Genomic DNA, 19834 nt, shown 5'->3' with positions numbered 1-19834 from the left:
GGCATGAGCCAGCCCGTTGACAGTGCCGTCGACGCCGTCCGTACGTACATCGCAGACCACCGCACGGCGTTCCTCGACGACCTCACCGCGTGGCTGCGCATCCCGTCCGTCTCGGCCCAGCCCGATCATGCCCCCGACGTGCGCCGCAGCGCCGACTGGCTCGTCGCCGCCCTGAAGGACACCGGTTTCCCCACCGCCGAGGTCTGGGACACCCCCGGCGCCCCGGCGGTCTACGCCGAGTGGCCCAGCGACGACCCCGGAGCGCCGACCGTCCTGGTGTACGGCCACCACGACGTGCAGCCCGCCGCGCGCGAGGACGGCTGGACCAGCGACCCGTTCGAGCCCGTCGTCCGCGGCGACCGCCTCTACGCGCGCGGTGCGGCCGACGACAAGGGCCAGGTCTTCTTCCACACCCTGGGCGTGCGCGCCCACCTCGCCGCCACCGGCCGCACCAGCCCCGCCGTCCACCTCAAGCTGCTGATCGAGGGCGAGGAGGAGTCCGGCTCGCCGCACTTCCGGGCACTCGTCGAACAGCACGCGGACCGGCTCGCCGCCGACGCCGTGATCGTCTCCGACACCGGCATGTGGTCCGAGGACACCCCGACCGTGTGCACCGGCATGCGCGGCCTCGCCGAGTGCGAGATCCGCCTGTACGGACCCGACCAGGACATCCACTCCGGCTCCTTCGGCGGCGCCGTGCCCAACCCGGCCACCGCCGCAGCCCGGCTGGTCGCCGCCCTGCACGACGAGCAGGGCCGGGTGGCGATCCCCGGCTTCTACGACGGCGTCGTCGCGCTCACCGACCGTGAGCGCGACCTCTTCGCCCGGCTGCCCTTCGACGAGGAGCGGTGGCTGCGCACCGCCAAGTCGCACGGCACGGGTGGCGAGGCCGGCTACAGCACCCTGGAGCGCGTCTGGGCACGTCCCACCGCCGAGGTCAACGGCATCGGCGGCGGCTACCAGGGCCCCGGCAGCAAGACGATCATCCCGTCCTCCGCGATGGTGAAGCTTTCCTTCCGGCTGGTCGCCGGCCAGGACCCCGCACACATCCGGGACGCGGTCGGCGCCTGGGTGCCCACCCGGCTGCCCGAGGGCGTCCGGCACGAGATCACCTTCAGCCCCGCCACCCGCCCCTGCCTCACCCCGCTCGACCACCCCGCCCTGCAGTCGGTGGTCCGCGCCATGGGCCGCGCCTTCGACAAGCCCGTGCTGTTCACGCGCGAGGGCGGATCCGGCCCGGCCGCCGACCTCCAGGACGTCCTCGGCGCGCCGGTGCTCTTCCTCGGCATCTCCGTCCCGTCCGACGGCTGGCACGCCCCCGACGAGAAGGTCGAGCTGGACCTGCTGCTCAAGGGCGCCGAGACCAGCGCCCACCTCTGGGGCGACCTCGCCGAGCACTGGCGGCACGCCCCCTGACCACCCACGCCGTCCGAAGCGGGCGCCCGCGCGCGGCACACTGGAAGAGCCGCGCCGTCGCCGCGTCCGCGGACCCGGTCCCTCCCGTTCTCGTCCGCCAGACCGCCCGCGACCCGATCCGTTCCCCCGGGGGAGTTGGAAGCACCCGTGACCACCAGGACCGACCACACCGCCGACCGGCCCATCTCGCTCACCGCCCCGAGCGGCATCGACCGCGCCGCCCACCACCGGCTCGACGAGGCATGGCTCGCGGCGGCGTGGAGCCACCCCTCGACCCGCTGCTTCGTGGTCTCCGGCGGCCAGGTCCTCATCGACGAGACCCCCGACGGGCGCACCGAACTCGTCATGACCCCGTCCTTCGAGGCCCCGCTCACCGAGGCCCACCGCTACTTCCTCGGCATCGACGAGAACGGCGTCAGCTACTTCGCGCTGCAGAAGGACTCCCTGCCCGGCCGCATGGACGACTCCGCCCGCCCCGCGGGCCTGCGCGAGGCCGGGCTGCTGCTGTCACCCCGCGAGGCGGGCCTGATGGTGCACGCCGTCGCCCTGGAGAACTGGCAGCGGCTGCACCGCTTCTGCTCCCGCTGCGGCGAGCGCACCGTCATCGCCGCCGCCGGCCACATCCGCCGCTGCCCCGCCTGCGGAGCCGAGCACTACCCGCGCACCGACCCCGCGGTGATCATGGCGGTGATCGACGACCGGGACCGCATCCTCCTCGGCCGCCAGGTCCACTGGCCCGAGGGCCGCTTCTCCACCCTCGCCGGGTTCGTCGAGCCGGGAGAGGCCATCGAGCAGTCGGTGCGCCGCGAGGTGCACGAGGAGGCCGGCATCACCATCGGCGAGGTCGAGTACGTCGCCAGCCAGCCCTGGCCGTTCCCCTCCAGCCTCATGCTCGGCTTCTTCGCCCGCGCCACCTCCTCCGAGATCACCGTGGACGGCGACGAGATCCACGAGGCCCGCTGGTTCTCCCGCGACGAACTCCGCGCCGCCTTCGAGTCCGGCGAGGTGCTCCCGCCCTACGGCATCTCGATCGCGGCCCGGCTGATCGAGCGCTGGTACGGCGAGGACCTGCCGACCCGCAGCGCCTTCTGACCCGGGGCATCACACGACGAAGCGGGGCGGCCGGTCCCGTGAGGGACGGCCGCCCCGCTTCGTGACGCGCGGGCCGCTCAGGCGCCGATCTTCTGCTTCACCTGCGCGAGCGAGGGGTTGGTAAGCGTCGAACCGTCGGGGAACAGCACGGTGGGCACCGTCTGGTTGCCGCCGTTCGCCTTCTCCACGAAGGCCGCCGACTCGGGGTCCTGCTCGATGTTGATCTCGGTGTACGCGATGCCCTCGCGGTCCATCTGGCTCTTCAGCCGGCGGCAGTAGCCGCACCACGTGGTGCTGTACATCGTCACAGTGCCCTGCATGCCTCTCGCGCTCCTTCGGCGGCTCGGGAAGTTCTCGGTCTCGGGGGAAACGTACGGGAAAGCGCAGGCATTCCCGCCACCCCGCCCCATCCCGCTCCCGCAGCCGGTGACGTGACGCCTGTCGCATTCGTACGACTGCGAGGCCTCCCCTGTGGACAACCGGCTCACCTGTCCCGGGCGACCTGGCAGCATGGCGGTGTGACAGCAGCAACGCACTCCACCCTCTTCCCGCGGGTACCGGACTCGGCCGACGCGGTGCTCGAAGGCCTCGACCCCGAGCAGCGCGCCGTGGCGACCGCGCTGCACGGGCCGGTGTGCGTGCTGGCGGGCGCCGGCACCGGCAAGACCAGGGCGATCACCCACCGCATCGCCTACGGGGTGCGCGCCGGGATCCTCCAGCCCTCCAGCGTCCTCGCCGTCACCTTCACCAACCGCGCGGCGGGGGAGATGCGCGGACGGCTGCGCCAGCTCGGCGCCGTGGGCGTCCAGGCGCGCACGTTCCACTCCGCGGCCCTGCGCCAGCTCCAGTACTTCTGGCCGAAGGCGGTCGGCGGGCCCCTGCCCCGGCTCGTCGACCGCAAGATCCAGCTGGTCGCCGACGCGGCCGCCGCCTGCCGGATCCGCCTCGACCGGGGCGAGCTGCGGGACGTCACCGCCGAGATCGAGTGGTCCAAGGTCACCCAGACCGTCCCCGCCGACTACACGGCCGCGGCCGACAAGGCCGGCCGGGACGCGCCCCGCGACCCCGCCGAGATCGCCCAGCTCTACGCCGCCTACGAGGACCTCAAGCGCGAGCGCTCCGTCATCGACTTCGAGGACGTGCTCCTGCTGACCGTCGCCGTCCTCCAGGACCGGCACGACATCGCCGAGCAGGTGAGGGCGCAGTACCAGCACTTCGTCGTCGACGAGTACCAGGACGTCAGCCCTCTCCAGCAGCGCCTGCTGGAGCTGTGGCTCGGCGACCGGGAGAACCTGTGCGTGGTCGGCGACGCCAGCCAGACCATCTACTCCTTCACGGGCGCGACCCCGGACCACCTGCTCGACTTCCGCGTCCGCCACCCGGGCGCCACCGTCGTCAAACTCGTCCGCGACTACCGCTCGACCCCCCAGGTGGTCCGCCTGGCCAACGGGCTGCTCGCCCAGGCGAAGGGCCGCGCCGCCGACCACCGGCTGGAGCTGGTCTCCCAGCGCCCCGCGGGACCCGACCCGGTCTTCACCGAGTACACCGACGAGCCCGCCGAGGCCGAGGGCGCCGCCCGGCGCATCCGCGAACTGATCGACTCGGGCGTCCCGGCGAGCGAGATCGCCGTCCTGTTCCGCACGAACTCCCAGTCCGAGACCTACGAGCAGGCCCTCGCCGACGCGGGCGTGCCCTACCAGCTGCGCGGGGCCGATCGGTTCTTCGACCGTCCCGAGGTGCGCAACGCGATCACCGCCCTGCGCGCCGCGGCCCGCTTCGGCGGCAACGACGCGCTGCTCGACGACGCACCCGACCTGCCCTCCCAGGTGCGTGCCGTGCTCTCGGGCAAGGGCTGGACGCCCCAGCCGCCCGCCGGTTCGGGTGCGGTCCGGGAGAGCTGGGAGTCCCTGGCCGCCCTGGTCCACCTGGCCCAGGACTTCGCCGCCGCCCGGGCCGGCGCCACGCTCGCCGACCTCGTCGTCGAACTGGACGAACGGGCCGGCGCCCAGCACGCCCCCACGGTCCAGGGCGTCACCCTCGCCTCGCTGCACGCGGCCAAGGGCCTGGAGTGGGACGTCGTCTTCCTGGTCGGCGTCGCCGAGGGCATGATGCCGATCACCTACGCGAAGACCGACGAGCAGATCGAGGAGGAGCGCCGCCTCCTCTATGTGGGCGTCACCCGCGCCCGCGAGCATCTCCACCTCTCCTGGGCGCTCTCCCGCTCACCGGGCGGCCGCCCGAACCGGCGACCCAGCCGATTCCTCACCGGACTGCGCCCCGGCTCGCACGCCGTCGCGGGCCGTGCGGGCGCGGCAGGCGCGGGAGGAGTGGAGCGCGGCTCCTACACGGCCGCCGCCGCCCTTCCCGAGCAGGCCCCGCGCCGCCGGCAGCGCACCCCCGCCCGCTGCCGGGTCTGCGGCCGCACGCTGACCGACGGCGGTGAGATGAAACTGATGCGCTGCGAGGACTGCCCCTCCGACATGGACGAGGGCCTGTACGAGCGGCTGCGCGAGTGGCGCGGCGAGCAGGCGCGGCGCAGCGGCCAGCCGGCCTTCTGCGTCTTCACCGACAAGACGCTGATCGCCATCGCGGAGGCGGTCCCCGAGGACGAGCACGGACTGGCCCGCATCCCCGGGGTGGGCATGCGCAAGCTGCGCCGTTACGGCGCCGATGTGCTGGCCCTCTGCGCGGGCCGGGACCCCGCCGAGAGACAAGATCAGGACTGACGCGAACTCGTCGGAAAAATAGTTTGCGCATGCCCCGGGAATCCCCATAGGTTCTTAGCCACGGGGACAGCGGCCTTCTCGGAGGCCCTGATTCCGTGTTGTACTTGCATATCCGCGGACCGGTTCGCCCGGTCCCTGAGACGCCGAGAGGAGGCGAGTCCAGTGATCAGCATCAACATCAGCACCAGCGTCAAACTGACCGATCGCTCGGCCGTCTCCCTGTGCATGCTCGGCGCCTCGAACCAGGGCACCGGTCTGTCCGGCATCCGTGCCGTGCGTCCGGCGTCCTCCGTCGCTCCCGCGGGCCTTGTCGTCCGTGAGCGCGATGAGCGACCGACCGAGGCACTGGAAGCAGCAGTAGTGGCACAGGCGCAGGCCTATGCCTTTGCGGCGACCGGTGCCGGATTCCGGAAGCAGACGACGCAGCACCACCTGATGTGGGCCTTCCGTGGGCCAGAACCCTGGAGTGATCCAGCCTGATTCGCTCAGGCCGGCGCCTTCAGGGCCGCGGAACCCCATCCGGGATCCGCGGCCCTTCTGTTTGCCCGAACGGGAAAACAGGACAAGGCGCCTCGGGACAAGAAAAGAACCCGGTACCAGCCGCACATCCGGCCGACCGGCCGGAAACGACCAGACGAGGAAGACCAGCCGTGCAACTCGAAGCGCACGCCCCGTCCGTACCGCCTTCCGACACGATCCCCAAGCCCGGCTCCACGGAGGACCCGACCTTGACTCCGCTCACCGCGCTCACCGCGCTCGACGACGCCATCGAGAACCTCGGCGTACCCGTCCCGTGCCGCTCCTACGACCCGGAGGTCTTCTTCGCCGAGTCGCCCGCGGACGTCGAGTACGCCAAGTCCCTCTGCCGCACCTGCCCGCTGGTCGAGGCCTGCCTCGCCGGCGCCAAGGAGCGGCGTGAGCCCTGGGGCGTCTGGGGTGGCGAGCTGTTCGTCCAGGGAGTTGTCGTCGCCCGGAAGCGGCCGCGCGGCCGCCCGCGCAAGAACCCGGTCTCGGCATGAACACCCTCGGAACGATCGACCGCCCCCTCACGCACGACCCCCAGAAGCAGGCCCCGATGACGCCGTCCACCCACGAGCCCGCAGGCTCCGCGACCGAAGACTTCACCACCAGCGGTGCGAACGACTCGCGCCAGAACAGGACCCGAGAGATGCAACTCATCCCAGAAGCCCTGGCTCGTGCGCATATGCACGACCGACTGCAGGAGGCGCACCGGGAGCGGCAGGCCAACGGTCTGCTCACCGCGCGCCGGATGCAGCGCCGGGCCGAGCGCGCCTCGCGGCGCGCCCGCCGGGCGCTCGCCATGGCGGTCATGCAGTAGGGCACGCCGCCTGAGGCGACGGCCTCCCCAGCCGGAGGCCCCGATCTCCCCGCAGGGGCCGGTCCGTGTGAACGGACCGGCCCCCGCGGTGCGTTGAGGGAGCGGCGCGCTCGGCGCGGGGTCGTCGTCACCGCGTGACCAGTCCTCACGACGGCGACGGCGACGAGGGCTCCGCCGGGGAGCCGGAGTCACCGGTGCGCGCCCGCTGCGGCGTCCGCGCCGACGGGTCCCGGCCGGCCTGGACCCATTCCGTGGAGAACGGCGTCCGCCTGCAATGCTGCGAGCGCTGCTCCCGCGAGGACCTGCGCGCGATCGAGGGACGCCTCGGCAGCCAGTGATGGTGAGATCCGCCGTGCCTCACGCGCGCCCGACGGCCCCGCGCGCGGTCAGGCCTGTGCCGCTTCCTCCTCCTCGCCCGGCTGCCCGGGGACGAACTCCGGCAGCCAGTCCTCCAGTTCCTCCCGCAGCCGCACCGTCGCCCCGAGCTGGCACAGCACACCGATCGTGCTCAACGTGACCCGGTGGATCAGCAGATAGGCCGGCGGGAGGTTGAGCTGCTTGGCCAACTGGTAGGCCGGGGACCGGACGTCCGCTATCCGGGCCGCCTGACCGCGCATCCAGCCACGGGTGAAGGTGAACGCCTCGACCCGCGCCGGCTCGATGATCGGCGAGAGATAGTCGAGGACCGCGTCGGGGTCCAGCTCGACGGATTCCTTGACGAAGCCCTCCGCGCAGAGCATGTCGTAGACGGCCTCCGCCTCGCCGTCCAGGGTCATCCGCAGCGCCTCGCCGATGGGGGCGGGCAGCCCGCCGGGGAGCCGGTCGACGGTGCCGAAGTCCAGAACCCCCAGACGCCAGTCGTCCTCGCCACCAGGACCTCCGGGCAGCAGACGGAAGTTGCCCGGGTGCGGGTCGGCGTGCAGCAGGCCGGTCCGGGCGGGACCGGAGAACAGGAAGCGGGCCAGGAGCTGTCCGGCCCGGTCGCGCTGCTGCTCGGTGCCGTCCGCGATGATCTCCGACAGCGGTGTGCCGTCGAGCCATTCGGTGACCAGCACCTGCTCGCACTGGTGCACCACGTCCGGCACCACCACGTCGGGGTCGCCGGCGAACTCCTCGGCGTGCGCCCGCTGCGCCTGCGCCTCCAGACCGTAGTCCAGTTCCTCGGAGACCCGGTCCTTGAGCTCCGTGATCAGGGGCTTGACGTCCATGCCGGGGACCAGCGGACCCAGCAGCCGGGCGAAACGGCTCAGCTGGTTGAGGTCGGACAGCAACGCCTCGCCGGCGCCGGGGTACTGCACCTTGACCGCGACCTCACGGCCGTCGTGCCACACCGCCCGGTGGACCTGGCCGATGGAGGCGGCCGCGGCCGGCTTGTCGTCGAACTCCTGGAACAGCTCCTGCCAGTCCTCGCCCAGCCGCTCCTCCAGCACCCCGTGCACCGCGCGGGTCGGCATGGGCGGGGCGGCCTCCTGAAGCTTGGTGAGGGCGGCGCGGTAGGGACCGGCGACCTCCTCGGGCAGGGCCGACTCGAAGACCGACAGGGCCTGGCCGAACTTCATGGCGCCGCCCTTGAGCTCGCCGAGCACCTTGAACAACTGCTCGGCGGTGCGCTGCTGGAGTTCCCGGCCGACCAGCTCCGCGGACTCGCCCACGATCCGCTTGCCGAGTCCCCAGGTGGCCCGCCCGGCGAAGCCGAGCGGGAGCGCGGCCAGCTTGGCGGTGCGGGTGACCGCCTTGCGGGGAAGATCAGACATGCGCCCTCCAGGTACCTGCCGGCCGCTCCGCGTCCGCCTGACGGCGCGACTCCTTCGACGGCCCGTGCCCAGCCATTGTCTCGTGCGACCCCCCGTCGGCGGAGGTGTGTTCTCCCTTACCTTCGCCCGGGCCGCTGACACCCGGATCCGGACCGCCGGCGGCCCCGCACGGACAGCGGCGGTGCGGTACGACCGGCCGCGGCTGCCAGTGCACCTGAGGCAGGGACACCTCCCAGCGGACGCCCGCGCTGGACGGGAGGCGCCCGTCCAGGAAGGCCAGCGCGTGCGCGGCGGCCAACCCCGCCACGGTCGAGGCCAGCGCCAGATCGCAGGCCCCCACCCTGCGCTGCCGGCCGGAGCGCCACTGGGCCACCAGCCGGGGCCACACCGGGTCACGGTCGATCCGGTCCTCCTGGAGACAGCCGGCACACCCGGTCTCGCCGGGCAGGACGAGAGGGCCGACCACGCCGGTGCCTTCGACGACCCCGGCGTGGAGATGAGGAGTGCCCGACGCCATGAGGGGCTCGGCGGACACCGGATCCGGAGCGTGCACCGCGACGTCGTCGCGCGGGGCGAGCACCACCAGGGAGCGGCCGGTGTCCTCGGCGAGGGGCGAGCGGGCCGTACGGCGCGACGGGGGGTCCGGAGCGCACCGGCGCACGACGCGGCGGGCCGCCTCCTCCCTGCGCTCGCCGACCGCCTCGGCGGGCAGCCCGCCCGGCGCCACGTCCCACGGCTCCACCCGCCCCACGTCCCGCACCTCGACCTCGCCGACGCCCGCCCCCGACAGCAGCGCCGCCACCGCCGCCCCCACCCGGCCCGCGCCTCTGACCTGCACCCGCATGCTCTGCCGCGCCGCCAGCGCCTGGAGCGGGCCGCCCGGCCCGGCGGTGGTCAGGCCGAGCGAGGCCCAGTCCGGGCGCAGCCGGTCCAGCACACCGGGACTCCCGCGCAGGGCGTCGGCGGCCGGCCCGCCGCCCCGGGAGTCGTCCAGCAGTCCTGCCCGTGACAGCCGCCGCACCAGCCGGTCGACGTGACCGTCGGGCAGTTCCATGCGCCGGCCCTCCTCGCGCAGCAGTTCCAGTCCCCGGGTGCCGTCGAGCAGCTCCAGCAGGCTGCCCGTGGCGGTGTCCACCGGACCCAGGGTCAGCGCCTGGGCCGGCGTCATCCCGAACTGCACGGTGTCGCGGTCGCGCCAGCCGCGCCTGAGGGCGGGTTTGAGCATCGGATGCATGACTGACCCCCGTCTGTTCTGATACGTGCCGATGGCCGGGCCGGGTCCGTCGCGGGTCCCGGCCGGCGCTGCCAGCATGCCCGGAACCGCCGAGGGGCCGTCGAGAATTGTCCACAGGCGCCCGAATTCATCGTACAAATCCGGCGGCAGGTGGCGGGATCGCCGGAGAAGCGTCCCGGAGCCGGGACTTCCCCCGGTCCACCGGGTACCGTCGGGGCGTGCCCGCCGACCCACTGCACCGCGCCGGAACGTCTCAGCGCAGCGCGAAGAGCCAGCCGACGGACGGCTCACGGGCGAGCGCGATCGAGGTCCGCAGGAGTGCCCGCCGACGCCGGACGGTCTCCGCGTACCGCGAGGGCGATCGCACCGTCGTGCTCATCCCCGCCCGGATGTCCGAGGCGGAGGAGCAGCGCTGGGTGCGCGTCATGCTCGACAAGCTCGCCGCGCAGGAGAGCAGACGGACCCTCGGGGACGCCGAGCTGGCCGAGCGCGCCCAGCGGCTGTCGGAGCAGTACTTCGGCGGACGGGCCCGCCCCCGCTCGGTGCGCTGGGTGACGAACCAGAACACCCGCTGGGGTTCGTGCACCCCGTCCGACGGCAGCATCCGGTTGTCCCACCGGCTCCAGGGCATGCCGGAGTACGTGGTCGACTACGTGCTCTGCCACGAGCTGGCCCATCTCCTGGTGCCCGGTCACGGACCCCGGTTCTGGCGGCTGCTCGAGGCGTACCCGCGGACCGAACGGGCCCGCGGGTACCTCGAGGGCGTGGTCGCGGCCGACCGGCTGCCGCACGTCCCCGGCGCCCGGGACGAGTGACCGCCGCCCCGAGCCGCCCGGAGCGAACGCGGAGCGAGGGCGCCTGCGCGCTGTGTACCGGGTCTGTACCGACTTCTTCCGGTGTCGGGGATTGCGGTTAGCCTGGCGCGACGCACTCGCATACGGGATGGGGGACGGTCGTACGCATGGCCAGGGAATTCCAACGCGGCCACAAGGCCAGGATCAGTGACCTCACCGCGGGCACGGACCTGTACGTAGGGGTACAGATCTCCGGCCCGGGGCTCGGCTTCGACATCAGCTGCTTCGGACTCGACGCCGACGAGCGGCTCTCCGACGACCGGTACTTCGTCTTCTACAACCAGCCGAAGTCCCCCGAGGGGTCCATCCAGCTGCTGGGCGCCCAGGCCGGCGACACGGAGTCCTTCCGCGTGACGCTGGACCGGATCCCGCAGCAGATCAAGAAGCTGTCCTTCACGGCGACCATCGACGGCGCCGGGCAGATGTCGCAGATCGGTCCCGGGTACATCCGTATCGTCGCCGGCGGTGAGGAAGTGGCGCGGTACCCGTTCAGCGGCTCGGAGTTCTCCACCGAGCGGGCCGTGATGCTCGGCGACTTCTACTTCAAGGACGTGTGGCGGTTCGCCGCCGTCGGACAGGGCTTCGACGGCGGGCTGGACGCGCTGCTGCGGAACTTCGGCGGCGAGGTGGCCGAGGACGAGCCCACGGCCGAACCGCAGCAGCCGCAAGTCCCGCAGGCCGCGCCCGGTTTCGCGCCGCCCGCGCAGGCCGCCGCTCCGCCCGCGTTCGGCGTCCCCGCAGGCGGCGCGCCCACCCCCGCTCCCGTACCCGCCCCTGCCCCCGCGCCGCAGCCCGCCGCCCAGGGGTTCGCGCCCCCGCCGCCTCCCGCGCCCGCCCCGCCGCCGGTGCACGCCGCGCCGACCATCGTGGCGCCTCTGCAGACGCCGCCCGGCGGCTCGCCGGTGCCGCCCCCTGCGCCCGCGCCCGCCCCCTACGGCGGCCAGACACCCCCGCCGCCTCCGGGCTACGGGCAGCCGCCCGCCCCGTCGCAGGCCCCCGCCCCGCCGCCCGGCTACGGGCAGCCGCCTGCCGCGCCCCAGGCACCTGCCCCGCCGCCCGGCTACGGGCAGCCGCCCGCCGCGCCCCAGGCGCCTGCCCCGCCGCCCGGCTACGGCCAGCAGCCGCCGTCCGGACAGGTGCCGCCCGGTCAGGCGCCCCACCAGCAGGCCCCCCACCAGCAGGCCCCCTACGGCGTGCCGCAGGGGATGCCGCAGGGCGCCCCGCAGGGGGCCGGCGTCCTCGGTGCGCTCCAGCAGTTCAAGGAGACGCCCACCGGACAGCGCTGGACCCAGCAGAACAAGAAGCTGGTCCGCGCCGACCTGGGCATCGGCGGTACGGCCGTGCTGGCCCGGCAGGGCAGCATGGTGCTCTACCAGGGCAAGGTCGACTTCAGCTACAAGGGCGCCGGATTCACCGGCCGCATCGTCGGCAACGCCACCGGCCAGGAGATGCAGCTGATGCGCTGCACCGGCCAGGGACAGGTGTTCTTCGCCGAGAACTCCACGATGCTGCACCCGATCGAGCTCCAGGGCGACGCCGTGTGCGTCTCCGCGGAGAACGTCCTCGCCTTCGACGAGGGCCTCCAGTACGAGGTCCGCCGCATCGAGGGGCACGGCATCCCCGGCGGAGCACTGTTCACGATGCAGTTCCAGGGCACCGGCACGATCGTCGTCAAGACGCACGGCACGCCCGTGGTGCTGCCGGTCACGCCCACCACGTTCGCCGACGCCAACGCCGTCGTCGCGTGGTCGGCCGCCGCCCAGGTGGTCGTCTCCAGTCAGGTCCGGATGCGCCGCAACTCCTACCCCGGCGCCACGGGGGAGAGCGTCAACCTGCAGTTCCGGGGAGCGCCCGGCAACTTCATCGTCGTCCAGCCGTACGAGATCTGAGGGAGCCCGTCATGAACCAGCCACTCGCGGGCTACGCCCCCGCCCCCGTCACCGCCCGCATGGAGAACCACGGCAACCACATGCTGAAGGTCGCCATGCAGACCGGGCACGACCTCTTCGCGCGCGTCGGCTCGATGGTCGCCTACGAGGGCTTCGTCCAGTACGAGCCCAACCCGCCGGCCGTCCGCCAGATCGCCAAGGACTGGCTCACCGGTGAAGGCGCGCCCCTGATGAAGTGCTCCGGCGACGGTCTGCTCTACCTGGCCGACTACGGGGCCAACGTCGTCGTGATCAACCTCAACGGCGAGGGCATCTCCGTCAACGCCACCAACCTGCTCGCCTTCGACGCGCACCTCACCTGGGGCGTGGAGCGGGTCAAGGGCCTGGCGAAGTTCGCCGGGCAGGGCCTGTGGAACACCAAGATCTCCGGGCAGGGCTGGGTCGCGCTCACCTCGCGCGGCAAGCCGATCGTCGTCGACTGCGGAGGCGGTGAGGACGAGACGTACGTCGACCCCGACGCGCTGGTCGCCTGGTCCCCGAACCTCAAGGTGAAGGGCAAGCGCAGCTTCCGCGCCCAGTCGCTGATCGGCCGGGGCAGCGGCGAGGCCTACCAGATGGCCTTCTCCGGTCAGGGCATCGTCGTCGTCCAGCCCAGTGAGGACAGCACCGACCGTCTCCGGATCCGGGGCTGAGGGGGAGCGAGCACACCATGCAGAGTCCGCTTTTCGCGTACAACGAGCAGCAGACCCAGGACCGCTGGAGCCTGCAGAACCAGCAGATGCTCCGGGTGGCCCTCGACGGCTACGAGGACGTCCTCGCCCGCAAGGGCGCCATGGTCGCCTACCAGGGACTCGTCGAGTTCGACGCCGAGTACCAGAGCAACAGCGGGGCACGCGCGCGGGCGCACACCGGCGAAGGCCTCGACCTGATGCGCTGCCACGGGCAGGGCACCGTCTACCTCGCCAACCTCGCCCAGCGCATCCACATCATGGACGTGGAGCCGGACGGCCTGACGGTCGACAGCAGCTACGTCCTCGCGATGGACTCCTCGCTGCACCACGAGGTCATCGCCGTGGACAGCCTCTACGGCATCTCCGGCTCGGGGAAGTACCAGCTCAACATCACCGGCCGGGGCAAGGTCGCGCTGATGACCTCGGGCATGCCGCTGCTGCTCCAGGTGACGCCGGACAAGTACGTCAACTGCGACGCCGACGCGATCGTCGCCTGGTCCACCTCGCTGCGCGTGCAGATGCAGGCCCAGACGCACTCCTCGGGGGTGTGGCGGCGCCGCGGCAACACCGGCGAGGGCTGGGAGCTCAGCTTCATGGGCAACGGCTTCGCGCTGGTCCAGCCGAGTGAACTGCTGCCGCCGCAGAACGCCCGGACCGGCTCCGGCCTCGCCGCGCAGTACGGCATGGGCCAGCAGGGCGCCCGCGGCCAGAACCAGGGCAACGTCTGGAGCTGAGCGCGTACCGATGCGCCGGGGCCGCATCCTCCCGAGGATGCGGCCCCGGCGTACTTCTCAGGTCCCGAGCCTCGCGCGCGTCGCGTCGAGCAGCCGTACGACGGAGTCGTCCGCCACGTCCGGCACCTCGTCGTACGGGAACCAGCGCACGTCCAGGGACTCGTCGCTGACCGCGTGGACGGCGTCCGGCGCGGCCAGGGCCGCGTACTGCACGTCGAAGTGGCAGTGGCAGGGCGGCGGGACGGGATGCCGGTCCAGCCGCACGGGACCGCCCGGGAGGAGCGTCAGACCCGCGACACCGGACTCCTCGGTCGCCTCCCGCAGCGCCGCCGCGGCGAGCGTGGCGTCACCGGGCTCGCAGTGGCCGCCCGTCTGGAGCCACATCCGCAGCTTCCGGTGCAGCGTCAGCAGCACCCGGCCATGCTCGGGGTCGACCACCAGCGCGCTCGCCGTGAGGTGGCCGGCCCCGCAGGCCTTCCACAGGCCGTCCTGATGCGCGGCCAGGTGCTCCAGATAGGCGTCCCTCAGCCCGGGCTGGTCCTGGTACGCCTTGAGGACCAGCACCGCGTCGTCGTGCAGGCTCACTCGGCGCCGTCGCCCTTGCGCTCGTCGCCCTTGCCGTCTTCGCCGTCGCCCTGGTCGGCGGCGTCCGTGTCCTTGGCGTCCTGGGTGTCCTGGGTGTCCTGGGTGTCCTTCTTGCGCAGGTCGGGCTTGTCGGCGGCCTCGCCGAGCATCTTGTCCAGCTCCGAGAAGTCGATCTGTTCCCGGTGCACGAAGCCGTCCGGGTCGTCCAGGTCGGTCGCCGTCGGCAGCATGTCCGGGTGGTGCCACAGGGCGTCCCGGCCGTCGACCCCGCGCGCGTCGGTGAGCGAGGCCCACAGACGCGAGGCGTCACGCAACCGGCGCGGACGCAGCTCCAGGCCGATCAGCGTGGCGAACGTCTGCTCGGCCGGGCCGCCCGAGGCGCGGCGGCGCCGCAGCGTCTCCCGCAGGGCGTCGGCCGACGACAGCCGCGGCTTGGCCGCCGCGTGCACGACCGCGTCCACCCAGCCCTCGACGAGCGCCAGCGCCGTCTCCAGCCGGGCCAGGGCCGCCTTCTGCTCGGGCGTGTCCTCCGGCTGGAACATGCCCTGCTGAAGCGCCTCCTGCAGCTGCTCGGGGTTCTGCGGGTCGAACTGGCCGACCACGTCCTCCAGCTTGCCGGTGTCGACCTTGATGCCGCGGGCGTAGCCGTCGACCGCGCCGAACAGGTGCGACCGCAGCCACGGCACGTGCGCGAAGAGCCGCTGGTGGGCGGCCTCACGCAGGGCGAGGTACAGCCGCACCTCCTCCTGCGGGACGCCCAGGTCCTTGCCGAAGGTCCCGACGTTCAGCGGCAGCAGCGCGGCCTTGCCGGCCGGGCCCAGCGGCAGGCCGATGTCGGACGAACCGACGACCTCGCCGGCCAGCACGCCGACGGCCTGGCCGATCTGCGTGCCGAACATGGCGCCGCCCATGGAGCGCATCATGCCGATCAGCGGGCCGGCCATGGCCTGCATCTCCTCCGGCAGGACGTCGCCCATCGCGTTGCCGACGCGCTCGGCCACCGGGTCGACCAGCTCCCGCCACGCGGGCAGGGTCGCCTCGACCCACTCCGCGCGGCTCCAGGCCACCGCGGAGTGCGAGCCGGACGGCAGGGAAGTGGCGTCGTCCAGCCAGAGGTCGGCCAGCCGGACGGCCTCCTCCACGGCCCTGCGCTCGGCGGGGCCGACACTGGCGTCCTTGGAACCCTGCGCGGTTCCCTGGGCGACCGTCTGGCGGGCGATCTGCTTGGCCATGTCCCAGTTCACCGGCCCGCCCTCGTAGGAGAGCATCTGGCCGAGCTGCTGGAACGCGGCGCCCAGGTCGCCCGGGTTCATCGACCCGAACATCGCGGCGAACGGATTGTCCGCGCCGGGTCCGCCAAATCCGCCCGCCCCGGGCATGCCGAAGCCGAACGGGTTGGCCGGGCCCTGACCACCGCCGCCCTGCGGGTCCTTCTTCTTGCCTTCGTCGCCGTCGTCCGGCTCCTCCGGCGGAAGGCCGAATCCGAATGGGGTGTCACTCACGGGTTTCCTCGGCTTGTAGGGCCACCGGTTCTTTCCGGCGGCACGGCTGCCCGACAACACCACCCAGCGTAGACACCTGAGACGGTTCGGGCCTCGGTGCTTCGCCGACAGGGAGCCTGCGGCAGGATGGATGCCACCTGGTACGCACGCGTCGCTCGCGCTCGTACTGAAGACAACCGCTGGAGACGCCCGGTGAGTTCCCCAGATCCGCAGGTTCGCGCAGCGCGAAACAAGTCAACCAGTCCTCCGCCCCGCGGGCCCGTCGTGGCGGTCACCGGTGCCGCCTCCGGCGTCGGGGCCCTGCTGGCCGAGCGGCTCGCGGCCTCGGAGGAGGTCAAGCAGGTCGTCGCCATCGACGAGCGGCGCGGCGAGTGCGCCGAGGCCGAGTGGCACATCCTGGACGTCCGGGACCCCGCGATCGCGGACCGGCTGCGCGGGGCCGACGTGGTCGTCCACCTGGCCCTCGACCTGGACCTGGAGACCGACGCGGCCGCCCGGACGGCCTACAACGTCCGCGGCACGCAGACGGTGCTGACCGCGGCCGCGGCCGCCGGGATGCGCCGGGTGGTGCTGTGCACCTCGACCATGGTCTACGGGGCGCTGCCCGACAACGAGCTGCCGCTGGCCGAGGACGCGGAGCTGCGCGCCACCGCCGAGGCCACGGGCGTCGGCGACCTGCTGGAGATCGAGCGGCTGGGCCGCCGGGCGCCCCGCGCGCACCCCGGGCTCAACGTCACCGTGGTGCGCCCCGCCGTGCTGGTCGGCGGCACCGACACCGCGCTGACCAGGTACTTCGAGTCGCCCCGGCTGCTGGTGGTGGCCGGTTCCCGGCCCGCGTGGCAGTTCTGCCACGTCGACGACCTGTGCAGCGCGCTGGAGTACGCCGTGCTGGAGAAGGTCGACGGCGAGCTGGCCGTGGGCTGCGACGGGTGGCTGGAGCAGGAGGAGATCGAGGAGCTCAGCGGCATCCGGCGGATGGAGCTGCCGTCGGCGGTGGCGCTCGGCGCGGCGGCCCGGCTGCACCGGATCGGGCTCACCCCGTCCCCGGCCGGGGACCTGGCGTACACGATGTACCCCTGGGTGGTCAGCGGAAGCAGGCTGCACGACGCCGGGTGGCGTCCCGCGTACACGAATGAGGAGGTGCTCGAGCAGCTCCTGGACGAGGTGTCCGGCCGGCACACGGTCGCGGGCCGCCGTCTGGGCCGCAAGGACGCGACGGCCGCCGGCGCGGCGGGCGCGACGGTGGCGCTGCTCGGCGCCGCGGCGGTGGTGCGCCGGGCCCGGAAGGCACGCCGGCGGATCTGACGCGGACGGACCCCTTTGGAGGGGCTTCCGCGGCATCACGCGCGCGTGCCGGGCGATGACGCTGTTCCGCCCGGTCGGCGGGGTGGGGCACGATGGGGCCCATGGCACCTACGACGGACCACCCCGGTGAGCAGCCCGCCCAGGACCCGATCAAGCTGATCGCGATCCGCGACACCCCGCTGTCGGTGGACGAGATCCTGCGCGCGGTCGGCGACGACGCGGCCGGCGGGACGGCGCTCTTCGTGGGGACCGTGCGCAACCACGACGGGGGCGCCGACGTGGACGAACTGGGCTACTCCTGTCATCCGAGCGCCGAGGACGAGATGCGGCGGATCGCGGAGAAGGTCGCCGCGGACTTCCCCGTCCGGGCGCTGGCCGCGGCCCACCGGGTGGGGGACCTGCGGGTCGGGGACCTCGCCGTGGTCGTCGGCGTGTCGTGCGCGCACCGGGGCGAGGCCTTCGAGGCCTGCCGCAAGCTCATCGACGACATCAAGCACGAGGTGCCCATCTGGAAGCACCAGCGCTTCTCCGACGGCACGCAGGAGTGGGTCGGCGTCTAGGGTCCGGCCGGCGGCAACGCCGCAGACGGGCGTGCCCGGCCCCGCGTCCCCGGCAGGATCCGCCGGACAGGCCGGAGCGCGCCCGTCCTGCGCGGTTGCGTAACCGCACCCCTGAGGTGAGCGTTGTCACTGCGGACGGTTAATCTGCTGATCAGTCAGTGTGGCAGACGCTCATGGGGTTGGGAGGTCGGCATGGCGGCTCTTGCCTGGTTGCTGATTCCGCTGATGGCCGTGATCGGAGCGGGACTGTGGGGCAGTTGGGCCAACCGGACCCGCAAGGTGCGCAGCGACGGTCCCGAACTCATCGGCTACGCCCGTTTCCGTGAGGCGATGGAGAAGGAGCGGGCGGGCAGCTGAGCCCGGAAAGCGCAGGCCAGGACGGGCAGCGGGGCCGGGGCCGCCCGACCGGGCGGCCCTGACGGTGCGCTGACAGGTCCGTCCCGTACTGTCGTTGCATGCCACGCCGTACGGTGACGATGCTCGCCTCCACCCTGATGCTGATCGCGCTCCTGTGCGCGGGAGTCTTCATCCCCGTGCCCTACGCGGAGATGTCGCCGGGGCCGACGGTGAACACGCTGGGTGAGCACGAGGGCGAGCCGGTGCTCCAGATCGCCGGACGCAAGACCTATCCGGCGGACGGCAACCTCAACATGACCACCGTGCGGGTCACCAGCGCCGACTACCGCATGAACCTCGTCGAGGCCGTGTACGGCTGGCTCGCGCACGACACCAAGGTCGTCCCGCACGACACCCTCTACCCGGACGGGAAGACGGAGGAGGAGTCGACCCAGGAGAACGCCGAGGAGTTCAGCCAGTCCCAGGAGAGCGCCAAGGTGGCGGCCCTGAAGGAGCTGGGCATCCCGGTGAAGTCCTGGGTGATCGTCTCCACGGTCGTCAAGGACGCGCCCGCCGAGGGCAAGCTGCACGCCGGAGACGTGATCAAGGCCGTCGACGGCAAGGCCGTGAAGGAGCCCTCCGACGTCGCCGAGCTGGTGACCGAGCACGCGCCGGGCGAGGACGTCGTCTTCACCGTCGTGCCCGCCAAGGAGCAGGCGGCCGCCGAGAAGGAGAAGCGGACGGCGGTGCGGACCGAGCAGGTCACCGTCACCACCCGGGCCTCCGACGACGCCGGGGAGGAGCGGGCCGTCGTCGGCATCTCGGCGGGGACCGACCACACCTTCCCGTTCGCCATCGACATCAAGCTCGCCGACGTGGGCGGCCCGAGCGCCGGACTGATGTTCGCCCTCGGCATCTACGACAAGCTCACCCCGGGCGCTCTGACCGGCGGCGCGTTCGTCGCGGGCACCGGCACCATCGACGACGAGGGCAAGGTCGGGCCGATCGGCGGCATCGAGATGAAGACGGTCGGCGCGCGCGACAAGGGCGCCGAGTACTTCCTCACGCCCGCCGACAACTGCGCCGCCGCCGCCAAGGACGCCCCCGACGGCCTCACCCTGGTCAAGGTCGGCACCATGGACGACGCCCTGGACGCCCTGAAGGACATCCGCGCGGGCGACACCGCCGGCCTGCCGACGTGCACCGCGTCCTGACCGGAGCGGCTACTCCTCGAACGTCGCGGTCAGCGCCCGGGCCAGACCCGGCACCAGATCCGAGCCCGTGAGCACCTCGGTCGGGGAGTCCTTCTCCCGCAGCCGGAGCGCCGACTCACGGGAGCCGTCGCGCAGCACCGCGACCGTCATCCGGACCTCCTGACGCTCCGGGTGCTCCGCCACCCACGTGGTGAGGGCGGCCTCGTCCAGGTCCTTCGGGACCTCGGCCTCCGCGGACGGCGGCAGCATCAGCCGCTCCACGGTGAGGGCGCAGCCGGTGACCGCGTCGGGCCAGGCGATGGTGCCGAGGAACTCGTCGAGCGGCTTGCCGGCGGGGATCTCCTCCTGCTCGATCGGGGTGAGGGCGGCGGACTCCTCCCCGCCGTCCAGGCCGAGGCGGTCCGCGAGGGAGGGCTGTTCCGCCCGAAGCCGGGCAGTGTCTACGAGGGCGAACAGTCGGGCGGGCTGGTCCCAGCCCAGTCCGGACACGTACTCGTCGATCTCGAGCACGGCCCGGGTGAGGGGGTTCGCGGCCATGGGTGTGTTGGACATGGTCACAATCC

At 72.8% G+C, this 19834-nt stretch carries 21 protein-coding genes; 15 read left to right on the top strand and 6 right to left on the bottom strand.

Features of this window, described 5'->3' with window-relative positions; translation table 11 throughout:
- The first annotated feature begins 3 nt into the window (after positions 1-3).
- The gene (locus C1708_RS11350; RefSeq protein ID WP_106412560.1) at positions 4-1416 is read left to right on the top strand and encodes a dipeptidase; all 1413 of its coding nucleotides are present in this window, start codon (positions 4-6) and stop codon (positions 1414-1416) included.
- 135 nt (positions 1417-1551) lie between these two features.
- A complete protein-coding gene (gene nudC, locus C1708_RS11345) occupies positions 1552-2508 on the top strand; it encodes an NAD(+) diphosphatase (RefSeq protein WP_106412559.1) in 957 nt (318 codons plus the stop codon).
- Positions 2509-2585: 77 nt separating this feature from the next.
- Here the strand turns inward: nudC and C1708_RS11340 are convergent, their stop codons facing one another.
- Positions 2586-2828, bottom strand: coding sequence for a mycoredoxin (locus C1708_RS11340; protein ID WP_106412558.1), 243 nt, complete (start codon positions 2826-2828; stop codon positions 2586-2588).
- Positions 2829-3026: 198 nt separating this feature from the next.
- Between C1708_RS11340 and C1708_RS11335 the strand changes: the two genes are divergently transcribed.
- The 5 genes from C1708_RS11335 (at position 3027) to C1708_RS11315 (ending at position 6911) form a co-directional block, all read left to right on the top strand.
- On the top strand, positions 3027-5234 hold the full coding sequence (locus C1708_RS11335; RefSeq protein ID WP_198602465.1) for an ATP-dependent DNA helicase UvrD2: 2208 nt from the start codon (positions 3027-3029) through the stop codon (positions 5232-5234).
- Between the two features lie 162 nt (positions 5235-5396).
- Complete coding sequence (locus C1708_RS11330) at positions 5397-5714, top strand: hypothetical protein (protein WP_106412556.1); 318 nt, start codon at positions 5397-5399, stop codon at positions 5712-5714.
- A gap of 170 nt (positions 5715-5884) precedes the next feature.
- Positions 5885-6253 (top strand): WhiB family transcriptional regulator, encoded by a 369-nt coding sequence (locus C1708_RS11325; RefSeq protein ID WP_006134966.1) that lies wholly within the window; start codon positions 5885-5887, stop codon positions 6251-6253.
- On the top strand, positions 6250-6573 hold the full coding sequence (locus tag C1708_RS11320; RefSeq protein WP_106412555.1) for a putative WhiB-interacting protein: 324 nt from the start codon (positions 6250-6252) through the stop codon (positions 6571-6573). Before C1708_RS11325 ends, C1708_RS11320 begins: the two co-directional genes overlap by 4 nt.
- Before the next feature lie 134 nt (positions 6574-6707).
- On the top strand, positions 6708-6911 hold the full coding sequence (locus C1708_RS11315) for a hypothetical protein (RefSeq protein WP_106412554.1): 204 nt from the start codon (positions 6708-6710) through the stop codon (positions 6909-6911).
- A 48-nt stretch (positions 6912-6959) separates the two neighbouring features.
- On the opposite strand, the gene C1708_RS11310 is transcribed toward C1708_RS11315, so the two are convergent.
- Together C1708_RS11310 and C1708_RS11305 are read right to left on the bottom strand one after the other, a co-directional pair.
- Positions 6960-8327, bottom strand: a complete 1368-nt coding sequence (locus C1708_RS11310; RefSeq protein ID WP_106412553.1) for an ABC1 kinase family protein — start codon at positions 8325-8327, stop codon at positions 6960-6962.
- The gene (locus C1708_RS11305) at positions 8320-9561 is read right to left on the bottom strand and encodes a ThiF family adenylyltransferase (protein ID WP_106412552.1); all 1242 of its coding nucleotides are present in this window, start codon (positions 9559-9561) and stop codon (positions 8320-8322) included. Before C1708_RS11305 ends, C1708_RS11310 begins: the two co-directional genes overlap by 8 nt.
- 218 nt (positions 9562-9779) lie before the next feature.
- Here C1708_RS11305 and C1708_RS11300 point away from each other — a divergent pair, with 218 nt between their 5' ends.
- The 4 genes from C1708_RS11300 to C1708_RS11285 all read left to right on the top strand — a co-directional run bounded on the left by C1708_RS11300 (position 9780) and on the right by C1708_RS11285 (position 13769).
- The gene (locus C1708_RS11300) at positions 9780-10376 is read left to right on the top strand and encodes a M48 metallopeptidase family protein (RefSeq protein ID WP_106412551.1); all 597 of its coding nucleotides are present in this window, start codon (positions 9780-9782) and stop codon (positions 10374-10376) included.
- Between the two features lie 146 nt (positions 10377-10522).
- The gene (locus C1708_RS11295) at positions 10523-12304 is read left to right on the top strand and encodes a TerD family protein (RefSeq protein ID WP_106412550.1); all 1782 of its coding nucleotides are present in this window, start codon (positions 10523-10525) and stop codon (positions 12302-12304) included.
- Positions 12305-12315: 11 nt separating this feature from the next.
- Positions 12316-12996: an AIM24 family protein gene (locus C1708_RS11290; protein WP_106412549.1), complete on the top strand. Its 681-nt coding sequence runs from the start codon at positions 12316-12318 to the stop codon at positions 12994-12996.
- A 17-nt stretch (positions 12997-13013) separates the two neighbouring features.
- Complete coding sequence (locus C1708_RS11285) at positions 13014-13769, top strand: AIM24 family protein (RefSeq protein WP_106412548.1); 756 nt, start codon at positions 13014-13016, stop codon at positions 13767-13769.
- Positions 13770-13826: 57 nt separating this feature from the next.
- Here the strand turns inward: C1708_RS11285 and C1708_RS11280 are convergent, their stop codons facing one another.
- Both C1708_RS11280 and C1708_RS11275 read right to left on the bottom strand, forming a co-directional pair.
- Positions 13827-14354, bottom strand: coding sequence for an NUDIX hydrolase (locus C1708_RS11280; protein WP_106412547.1), 528 nt, complete (start codon positions 14352-14354; stop codon positions 13827-13829).
- Positions 14351-15856: a zinc-dependent metalloprotease gene (locus C1708_RS11275; protein WP_106412546.1), complete on the bottom strand. Its 1506-nt coding sequence runs from the start codon at positions 15854-15856 to the stop codon at positions 14351-14353. Before C1708_RS11275 ends, C1708_RS11280 begins: the two co-directional genes overlap by 4 nt.
- 192 nt (positions 15857-16048) lie before the next feature.
- Here C1708_RS11275 and C1708_RS11270 point away from each other — a divergent pair, with 192 nt between their 5' ends.
- From C1708_RS11270 to C1708_RS11260, 4 genes are all read left to right on the top strand, one after another.
- Positions 16049-17161 carry an SDR family oxidoreductase gene (locus tag C1708_RS11270; protein ID WP_106412545.1) on the top strand — a complete coding sequence of 371 codons (1113 nt, stop codon included), beginning with the start codon at positions 16049-16051 and terminating at the stop codon, positions 17159-17161.
- Positions 17162-17262: 101 nt separating this feature from the next.
- The gene (locus C1708_RS11265; RefSeq protein WP_106412544.1) at positions 17263-17721 is read left to right on the top strand and encodes a molybdenum cofactor biosynthesis protein MoaE; all 459 of its coding nucleotides are present in this window, start codon (positions 17263-17265) and stop codon (positions 17719-17721) included.
- Between the two features lie 192 nt (positions 17722-17913).
- Positions 17914-18078, top strand: coding sequence for a hypothetical protein (locus tag C1708_RS34395; RefSeq protein WP_198602464.1), 165 nt, complete (start codon positions 17914-17916; stop codon positions 18076-18078).
- 98 nt (positions 18079-18176) lie between these two features.
- Entirely contained in the window at positions 18177-19271 is a 1095-nt protein-coding gene (locus C1708_RS11260) for a YlbL family protein (RefSeq protein WP_106412543.1), read from the top strand.
- A gap of 9 nt (positions 19272-19280) precedes the next feature.
- On the opposite strand, the gene C1708_RS11255 is transcribed toward C1708_RS11260, so the two are convergent.
- Complete coding sequence (locus C1708_RS11255; RefSeq protein ID WP_106412542.1) at positions 19281-19823, bottom strand: PPA1309 family protein; 543 nt, start codon at positions 19821-19823, stop codon at positions 19281-19283.
- Positions 19824-19834: the final 11 nt, after the last annotated feature.

It is taken from the genome of Streptomyces sp. DH-12 (genome assembly GCF_002899455.1).
GTDB lineage: Bacteria > Actinomycetota > Actinomycetes > Streptomycetales > Streptomycetaceae > Streptomyces.
Note: the sequence above shows the minus strand (reverse complement) of the source record. Positions and strands in the feature narration are given on the sequence as shown.

Bases quoted from the DNA above. Each gene is read 5' to 3' on its own strand.
- C1708_RS11350 (WP_106412560.1), top strand. From the start codon at position 4: ATGAGCCAGCCCGTTGACAGTGCCGTCGACGCCGTCCGTACGTACATC.
- C1708_RS11340 (WP_106412558.1), bottom strand. From the start codon at position 2,828: ATGCAGGGCACTGTGACGATGTACAGCACCACGTGGTGCGGCTACTGC.
- C1708_RS11320 (WP_106412555.1), top strand. From the start codon at position 6,250: ATGAACACCCTCGGAACGATCGACCGCCCCCTCACGCACGACCCCCAG.
- C1708_RS11310 (WP_106412553.1), bottom strand. From the start codon at position 8,327: ATGTCTGATCTTCCCCGCAAGGCGGTCACCCGCACCGCCAAGCTGGCC.
- C1708_RS11305 (WP_106412552.1), bottom strand. From the start codon at position 9,561: ATGCATCCGATGCTCAAACCCGCCCTCAGGCGCGGCTGGCGCGACCGC.
- C1708_RS11295 (WP_106412550.1), top strand. From the start codon at position 10,523: ATGGCCAGGGAATTCCAACGCGGCCACAAGGCCAGGATCAGTGACCTC.
- C1708_RS11290 (WP_106412549.1), top strand. From the start codon at position 12,316: ATGAACCAGCCACTCGCGGGCTACGCCCCCGCCCCCGTCACCGCCCGC.
- C1708_RS11285 (WP_106412548.1), top strand. From the start codon at position 13,014: ATGCAGAGTCCGCTTTTCGCGTACAACGAGCAGCAGACCCAGGACCGC.
- C1708_RS11265 (WP_106412544.1), top strand. From the start codon at position 17,263: ATGGCACCTACGACGGACCACCCCGGTGAGCAGCCCGCCCAGGACCCG.
- C1708_RS34395 (WP_198602464.1), top strand. From the start codon at position 17,914: ATGGCGGCTCTTGCCTGGTTGCTGATTCCGCTGATGGCCGTGATCGGA.
- C1708_RS11260 (WP_106412543.1), top strand. From the start codon at position 18,177: ATGCCACGCCGTACGGTGACGATGCTCGCCTCCACCCTGATGCTGATC.
- C1708_RS11255 (WP_106412542.1), bottom strand. From the start codon at position 19,823: ATGTCCAACACACCCATGGCCGCGAACCCCCTCACCCGGGCCGTGCTC.